This is a genomic window from Spirillospora sp. NPDC029432, from assembly GCF_040703975.1.
In the GTDB taxonomy this organism is placed as follows: domain Bacteria; phylum Actinomycetota; class Actinomycetes; order Streptosporangiales; family Streptosporangiaceae; genus Spirillospora.
This window is the reverse complement of sequence record NZ_JBEZWH010000064.1, coordinates 36,864-44,436: the sequence shown is the minus strand read 5'-3', so window position 1 is coordinate 44,436 and position 7,573 is coordinate 36,864. Positions and strand designations below refer to the sequence as shown.

Below are 7,573 nucleotides of genomic sequence, written 5' to 3'. Positions count from 1 at the left end.
CTGCCGTCCGGCGGGTTCGGGCTGGCCGGGCTGGGCGAGCGGGTCGAGGCGATCGGCGGGCGGCTGACCGCCGGGCCGCGGCCCGAGGGCGGCTGGGAGGTCGTCGCGGTCATTCCGGGTACCTGAGAGAATCGCCCGCGTGACCATCCGCGTACTCATCGCCGACGACCAGGAGATGGTCCGGACCGGATTCCGGATGATCATCGACTCGCAGCCGGACATGGAGGTGGTCGGGGAGGCCCCCGACGGCGTCCGGGCGGTCGCGCTGGCCCGCGAGCTGCGCCCGGACGTGTGCCTGTTCGACATCCGGATGCCCGGGATGGACGGCCTGGAGGCCACCCGGGTGCTGGCGGGCCCGGCGGTGCCCGACCCGCTCCGGATCGTGATCGTCACCACGTTCGACATGGACGAGTACGTCTACGGCGCGCTGCGCGGCGGCGCCGCCGGCTTCCTGCTCAAGGACGGCGGCCCCGCGCTGCTCGTGGAGGCCGTGCGGGCGGCGGCCAGCGGCGGGTCGCTGGTCTCCCCGACGGTCACCGTCCGCCTCCTGGAGCGGCTGGCCGCCCCGGCCGGCGCGGGGTCCGCCCCGCCCCGCGAGACGCTCACCGAACGCGAGCTCGACGTCGTCCGGCTCATCGCGCGGGGCCGGACCAACGACGAGATCGCCGGGGAGCTGTTCGTGTCGCTCTCCACGGTGAAGACGCATCTGGGCAGCGTCTTCCGCAAGCTGGACGCCCGCAACCGCGTCGAGATCGCCGCCTGGGCCTGGGAAACCGGCCTGATGCGCTGACCCGTGACCGGACGAGAGGATCGGCGCTGCTACCCGAGTCGCTGAACGGCATCCCCGTGCCGCTGCTGGCCCTGTGGCTGCTGGCGGTCACGGGCTGGCTGGCGGTCACGCTCGGCCTGGCCCGGGCCCCGGCCGGCTTCGCGCGCCGGACGGCCCTGCTGGCGCATCTGATGACCGGGCCCGGCGTGGTCCTCTTCTGCGCGGTGACCGGCTTCGGGTCGCTGCACGGCACGATCGCGCTCGCCGCCGAATGGTGGGCGCTCATCCTGGTCACCGGCCTCCGCCCCGGCCGCCTCCTGGCCACCGGCACGCTCCCCCGGCTCGCGGCCTGGGCCGCCGCGGCCGCCGCCCTCGCGCTCCTCGCCACCCGCTGGATGCCGGGAATCTGAACGCGCGCCGAACCCCCGCGCGGCGGCATCGGTCAAACGTCCGTAGGATCCGGACATCGGCCGAGCCGTCCCGCGGAGGTGGATCATGCCGTGTGCAACGTGCGGCGACATCATCCCGACCGAGGTGACGCGCTGCCCGGCCTGCGGCGCCTGGGCCCGCCGCCGCGACTTCCGCGCCGTCGGCGTGGCCGTCTTCATGCTCCTCGGCTTCAACGCGTTCATCGCCCTCGGCTCCGGCATCAGCCTGATCCGGCTGATCCGCCCGCTGCACCGCGCCACGCACGACACCTACGACCCGGCCCGCACCGCCGAGGCGCTGGCCCCGTACACCGACGTGTTCGTGATCTGCGCGGTCATGGCCGGGGTGACCGGCCTGCTCTACCTCGCCTGGCTGTGGCGCGCGTACGGCCAGTCCCCCGGCCCGCACCGCCACCACCGCGCGTGGGTGCTGCTCGGCTGGTTCTGCCCGCTGGTCAACCTGTGGGTCCCGCCCCGGATCGTGTACGACGTCTGGGTCACCAGCGGCCGCTTCCGCGCGCCCCAGCGGCACGCCGCCGCGATGATCGTCACCGGCTGGTGGACCTGCGCCGTGCTCGGCGTCGGCCTCGCCAAGGTCTTCACGCTCAGCAGCGTGCACACGCTCGCCGAGGCGCGCTTCGCCGTCCATGTGGGCGTGGCCGCCACCGCCTGCCAGGCCCTCGCCGCCGCCCTCTGCATGGCCACGGTCTTCGAGATCACCAGGGAGCAGCGCTGAGTCACGGCCGGGTGGGGCCGGAGCTGCCCTGGCTGCTGTGCCAGAGCCCGGCCGGGGGACGCTTGACCGACTCGCCCGCGTGGCCGATGTCGGAGTACGGCGACATCGCGAAGCCGCTGGCGTAGGTGACATGGCGGGTCGGCCGGCGCGGGGACCACCCGGCCGGGCCGCGCGCGGCCATCGCCCGGCGCAGCCCCTCGGGGCCGTCCCGCCGCCACGCCTCGTCCAGGACGGCCAGGTCCCAGCAGTCGATGCCGGTCAGCGACACGGCGCGGGCGCCCGGGCGGCGGAGCCTCCCCCGGACGAGCAGCAGCCAGGAGCCGAAGAGGGTGGCGGCGCAGCGGTCCTGGACGGACTCGAAGAACGCCAGGTCGACCGGGCCCGTCGAGTCGTCCAGGGTGGCGAAGATGACGCGCTGCCCGGACCGTACGGCCGGGGTCTGGGTGGCGACCTTGACCCCGGCGACCAGGATCTCCTCGCCGTGCCGGTGATCGGGGAGGTCGGCGGCGCGGACCGCGCCCAGGTGGTCGAGCAGCTCGGTGTAGAACGTCAGGACGTGGCGGCTGACGTCCATGCCGAGGATGTCCAGCTCCGCCTCGACCATCTCGCCCGGCGTCATCGGCGGCAGCTCGCCGGCCGGGATCTCCTCGACCAGGTCGCCGAGGGGCAGCTGGCCCTCGGCGGGCGGGCGCGCCGCCGCCCGGTCCAGGGCGCCCACCCGGCAGAGCAGGTCGCGGCGGGACGTCCCGGGGTCGTACAGGGAGTCGAAGGCGCCGGCCAGGGCGAGGCGCTCGGCGGTGGGGCGGGAGACGCGGGCGCGGTTCCAGAAGTCGGTCAGGGACGTGTAGGGGCGGCCGGCGACGATCCGCTCCGTCTCGGCGGCGGTGATGCCGCGCACCTCGTCCAGCGCCACCCGGATGCCGCCGTCCTCCACCCGCCAGTCGGCGGCCGAGCGGTTGACGTCCAGCGGCAGGACCGGCACGCCGGAATGGCGGGCGTCGTCGAGGATGACGCGCTTGGGGTACATGCCGGGATCGTGGGTGAGCACGCCCGCGTAGAAGGCGGCGGGATGGTGCCGCTTCAGCCAGGCCGACTGGTACGTCGGCAGCGCGAACGACGCCGCGTGCGCCTTGCAGAACCCGAACGCCCCGAACGCGGTCAGCATCCGCCACACCGAGGCGACCGTGGCCTCCTCGTACCCGCGGGCGAGGGCCCGCTCGCGGAACCATTCACCGACCTGCGCCTGCCCCTCCTCCGACGACAGCGCCCGCCGGGCCGCCTCGGCGTCGGACAGCCCGCAGCCGGTCATCGCGTCGACGACCCGCAGCACCTGCTCGTGGAAGACGACCACGCCGAGGCTCTCGCGCAGGGCCGGTTCGAGGTCGGGGTGCGGGTACGCGGGCGCGCGGCGGCCGTGCCGGGACTCCAGGAACGGGGTGACCATGTCGGAGTTCACCGGCCCCGGGCGGAACAGCGAGATGTCGATGACCAGGTCGGCGAAGGTGCGCGGCTGGAGCTTGCCGATCAGCTCCCGCTGGCCCGGCGACTCGATCTGGAAGCAGCCGAGCGTCCGGGACGTGCGGATCAGCTCGAACGTCGGCTCGTCGTCGTGCGGCACCGCCTCCAGGTCGACCCGCTCCCCCACGGTACGGTCGATCTCCGCGACCGCGTGGGCCATCGCCGACTGCATCCGCACGCCCAGGACGTCCAGCTTGAGCAGGCCCATCGCCTCGACGTCCTCCTTGTCGTACTGGCTCATCGGGAAGTCGAGCAGGCTCGGCTCCACCGGCGTGCGGTCGCGGAGCGTGGGGTTGGACAGCAGCACGCCGCACGGGTGCATCGCGATGTGCCGGGGCAGGCCGTCCAGCCGCTCGGCGATGCGGAACAGCACGTCCAGCTGCCCCCGCGCCAGGTTGCTCTGCCGCAGCTCGGGCAGCTCGTGCAGGGCGGTGCGGATCTGCCGGGCCCGCACGTGCGGGAACGCCTTGGCGATCGCGTCGATCTCGGACGGCGGCAGCCCCACCGCCCCGCCGACGTCGCGGATGGCGCTGCGGGCGCGGTAGGTCTCCATCATCGAGACGCAGGCGACGCTGTCCGAGCCGTACCGGTCGAAGAGGGCGCGGTAGGCGTCCAGCCGCCGCGCGGACTCCACGTCCAGGTCGATGTCCGGCAGCCCGGGTCGGCTGTCGGCCAGGAAGCGCTCCATCACCAGGTCGTGCCGGAGCGGGTCCACGTCGCCGATCCCGATCAGATGGTTGACCAGGCTGCCCGCGCCCGAGCCGCGGATCGAGCAGCGGATGCCGAGCGAGCGGATCAGCGCGGCGGCGTCGGCGACGGTGAGGAAGTACGGGGCGAGCCCCTTGCGGGCGATGATGCCGAGCTCGTGCGCCAGCCGCCGCGCGGCCTCCGCCGACCGGTCCAGCCCGCGCCGGACGAGCCCCTCCTCGCACCTGGCCGCGAGCCGCCCGTACGGGTCGTCGCCCGCGTCCGGCAGGTGCACCCGGTCCATGCCGAGGTCGGCGCCGGGGTCGAGGGCGCAGCGCTCGGACAGCCGCCGCGTCTCGGCCAGCAGCTCCGCGGCCTCCTCGCGCCCGCAGCTCAGCTCGGCGACCCGGCGCATCTCCGCGACCGGCTTGAGGTACGCCTGGCCGGTCTGGTCCTCCAGGTGCCGCCGGTGCAGCGGCACGAGCCGGCGCGCGACGTCCAGCACCTGCGCCACCGGATGGTCGGCCGGATCGAGGTAGCGGACCGCGTTCCCCAGCACCGCCGGGACGCCGGCGGCGCGGGCCAGCGCGAGCATCCGCGCCGCGCGGTGCCCGTCGCCCCTGGCCTGGTGGTCGACGATCTCGATGGCGACCTCGGCCGTCTCCCGCCAGGCCGCCAGCCGCGCCGCCGCCAGGTCGGGCCGCCGCCCGGCGATCGCGCGCCCGACGTCCGAACGCGGGCCGAGCAGCACGACCAGGCCCTCGGCGTGCGCCCCGACCAGTTCCCGGCCGGCCACCGGCCGGCCGCGCTCGCCCGCCGCGTGCGCCGCCGTGACCAGCCGGCACAGCGATCCCCACCCTGCCTTCCCGGTGGCCAGCACCACGGCCCGCTCCTGCCCGGCGGGCTCCCCCGCGTCGCGGGCGGCCCCCGCCGCCCGCCCGGACCGGCCACCGCCCGAGCGGGCACCGGCCGAGGCGCCGGCCGTTCCGCGCGCGGGCTCGGGCACGGGGCCGGCCATGGTCAGGTCGACGCCGACGACCGGGCGGACGCCGGCCGCCGTGCAGGCCTGGACGTGCTTCACCGCGCCGTACAGGCCGTCGCGGTCGGTCAGGGCGAGCGTCTCCATGCCGAGGCCGGCCGCCCGCTCGGCGAGCGCGCGCGGGGGCGCGACGCCGTGGCGCAGCGAGTACGAGGACGCGACATGCAGGTGCACGGCGGCCTCAATCCCACACGCGGGAGAGCGTCCAGACGTCGGTGGCCGCGTCGTAGCGCAGCTCGTAGACGCCGATCTCCCGCTCGGGGGTGGCCTCCACCCGCCAGAACTCGCGCTCCCCGGTCACGTCGGACTCGGGCTGCTGCTCCCGCCACCAGTCGCGGGTCGTGACCCAGTGCTCCAGGACCCGCCGTACGGTGTAGAGCCGCTCCCGCCAGACGAACCGGACCGGGCGCCCGTCGGTCACCCAGACGTCCACCGGGTCGCCGAACACGCGCGTCATCTGCCTCCCCCGCCCTTTGTGTCTCTCGATCACCGCACGGGGGAAGAAGGCATGCGGCCCGTTCGAACATGTGTTCGTTACCGAGTCTAGGGAAGCCGGGACCCGGGAGGCAAGGCGGGGCGGGCTCGGGATCGAGGGGCGGGAAAGCGCAGGTCAGGCTTAGACGAGCAGCCGTACCAGCCGGTCGGCGACGCCCGCGACCTCGGCCACGTCGGCGATCCCGCCGCCGGGCCACAGATAGCTCCAGCCGCCCCGGGCCGGGGTCGCGACGACCATGATCTGGCGGCGGGAACGGGGCCCCAGGACCGCCAGCACCGACTCCTCCGGACCGGCCAGCCGCCACCGCAGCCCGCGCGCCTCGGCCTCGTACGCGAGCGCCGCGAGATGGTGGCGCCGGACCTCGGCGAACTCCTGCGCATCGACAACTGACACGATCATCCGCCTCTGGTGGTTGAGATCCCGGTCGTCCCGTGGCGAGCGGCGCTCGGACGGCGACGACCGGTGACCTCCGACCAGCATGGCCCGTGACAAGTGATCACCTCGGGGTTATCCGGGAAGGTAGGTGAGGTCTTCCTTCCCTGACTCTCCGCAATCCTTCGTTACACAGAGTTACTACACCCTTACGCGTTCACTCCGCGTACACTTCGATGATGTGCCTGTCACCGCGTTGACGCGGGCGGCCCGCCCCCACCCCGCGGGAGTCCGCCGATGACCGCGGCCGCCCCCGCCGGCCGCGACGTCCCGGGTCCCGCCGGCGGCTGCGGGCGGCGCGAGCGCAAGAAGCGGCAGACCCGCACGGCGCTCATCGACGCCGCGCTGGAGCTCTTCCGCACCAAGGGCTACGAGGCCACGACGATCGACGAGATCGTGGCCGCCGTACCGGTCTCCCAGCGCACCTTCTTCCGCTACTTCGCCACCAAGGAAGACCTGGTCATCGGGCTCCAGCAGGAGAAGGACCAGGCCATGGTGCGGGCGCTGGAGGGCCGGCCGGCCGAGGAGCGGCCGCTCACCGCGCTGTTCGAGTCGGTACGCGCCGTACTGCGCATGATCGCCGAGAGCGAGCCCGCCGACAGCGCCCGGTTCCGGGCGGTGCGGCAGGTGATCGAGTCCAACCCGGCGCTGACGGCGGCGCACCTGACGCGGGTGGCGGCGATGGAGCACGAGCTGGCCGCGATGATCGCGCGGCGGCAGGGCGTCGATCCCGCCGAGGACATCAGGCCGCACCTGATCGTCGCGTTCCACACCGCCGCGATCCGGGTGGCGTTCGAGGACTGCGCCCGGCACGGCGTCTGGGACCCCGCCGCGATGGCGGCCCGGGTCGAGAGCACGATGGCGCTGGCCCGGGAGGGCCTCCCCGGCTGGGTGTGACCGGCCGGGCGGGTCCGGGCCTCCGCGCGGGTCCGGCAGCCCGGAGTGAACACGTATATACCCGAGTGCCGCTAAGGTTTCTGGTCAGGACGGCTCCCCCTCGACCCCAGGAACAGCATGACCATGCGCGTAGGAGAGAACGCCGAATCCCTCCGGCCCGAAGACCCCCGGGAACTCGGCAGCTACCGGCTGCTCGCCCGGCTCGGCCGGGGCGGGATGGGGACGGTCTTCCTGGGCGAGAACACCGCCGGCGACCCGGTCGCGGTCAAGGTGATCAACAGGGAGCTGGCCAGCGAGGAGACGTTCCGGGCCCGCTTCCGCGGCGAGGTGACCGCGGCCCGCCAGGTCCGCCGCTTCTGCACCGCGCCGGTCCTGGACGCCGAGATCGACGACGAGCCGCTGTACGTCGTCACCGAGTACATCGAGGGCCCCAGCCTGGAACGCGCGGTCGCCGAGCGCGGCCCGCTGTCCGGCTCCGACCTGGAGGGCCTGGCGGTCGGGATGGCCACCGCGCTGGCCGCCATCCACGGCGCCGGGATCGTGCACCGCGACCTCAAGCCCGCCAACGTGC

The 7,573-nt window shown here is 74.5% G+C and carries 8 protein-coding genes; 5 read left to right on the top strand and 3 right to left on the bottom strand.

The window, feature by feature from the left end:
• Nucleotides 1–139: 139 nt before the first annotated feature.
• From AB0881_RS33665 to AB0881_RS33655, 3 genes are all read left to right on the top strand, one after another.
• Entirely contained in the window at nucleotides 140–790 is a 651-nt protein-coding gene (locus tag AB0881_RS33665; RefSeq protein WP_366623582.1) for a response regulator transcription factor, read from the top strand.
• Between the two features lie 56 nt (nucleotides 791–846).
• Nucleotides 847–1,179 carry a hypothetical protein gene (locus AB0881_RS33660; protein ID WP_366623580.1) on the top strand — a complete coding sequence of 111 codons (333 nt, stop codon included), beginning with the start codon at nucleotides 847–849 and terminating at the stop codon, nucleotides 1,177–1,179.
• A gap of 85 nt (nucleotides 1,180–1,264) precedes the next feature.
• Nucleotides 1,265–1,933 (top strand): DUF4328 domain-containing protein, encoded by a 669-nt coding sequence (locus AB0881_RS33655; RefSeq protein WP_366623578.1) that lies wholly within the window; start codon nucleotides 1,265–1,267, stop codon nucleotides 1,931–1,933.
• A gap of 1 nt (nucleotide 1,934) precedes the next feature.
• On the opposite strand, the gene AB0881_RS33650 is transcribed toward AB0881_RS33655, so the two are convergent.
• From AB0881_RS33650 to AB0881_RS33640, 3 genes are all read right to left on the bottom strand, one after another.
• A complete protein-coding gene (locus tag AB0881_RS33650; RefSeq protein WP_366623576.1) occupies nucleotides 1,935–5,351 on the bottom strand; it encodes a DNA polymerase III subunit alpha in 3,417 nt (1,138 codons plus the stop codon).
• Between the two features lie 7 nt (nucleotides 5,352–5,358).
• Nucleotides 5,359–5,634, bottom strand: coding sequence for a DUF6504 family protein (locus AB0881_RS33645; RefSeq protein WP_366623574.1), 276 nt, complete (start codon nucleotides 5,632–5,634; stop codon nucleotides 5,359–5,361).
• A 159-nt stretch (nucleotides 5,635–5,793) separates the two neighbouring features.
• The gene (locus AB0881_RS33640) at nucleotides 5,794–6,066 is read right to left on the bottom strand and encodes a hypothetical protein (RefSeq protein WP_366623572.1); all 273 of its coding nucleotides are present in this window, start codon (nucleotides 6,064–6,066) and stop codon (nucleotides 5,794–5,796) included.
• 276 nt (nucleotides 6,067–6,342) lie between these two features.
• Here AB0881_RS33640 and AB0881_RS33635 point away from each other — a divergent pair, with 276 nt between their 5' ends.
• Entirely contained in the window at nucleotides 6,343–7,002 is a 660-nt protein-coding gene (locus AB0881_RS33635) for a TetR family transcriptional regulator (RefSeq protein WP_366623570.1), read from the top strand.
• Nucleotides 7,003–7,119: 117 nt separating this feature from the next.
• Nucleotides 7,120–7,573, top strand: a 454-nt coding sequence (locus tag AB0881_RS33630; RefSeq protein ID WP_366623568.1) for a serine/threonine-protein kinase, incomplete at its 3' end; no start/stop codon positions are given.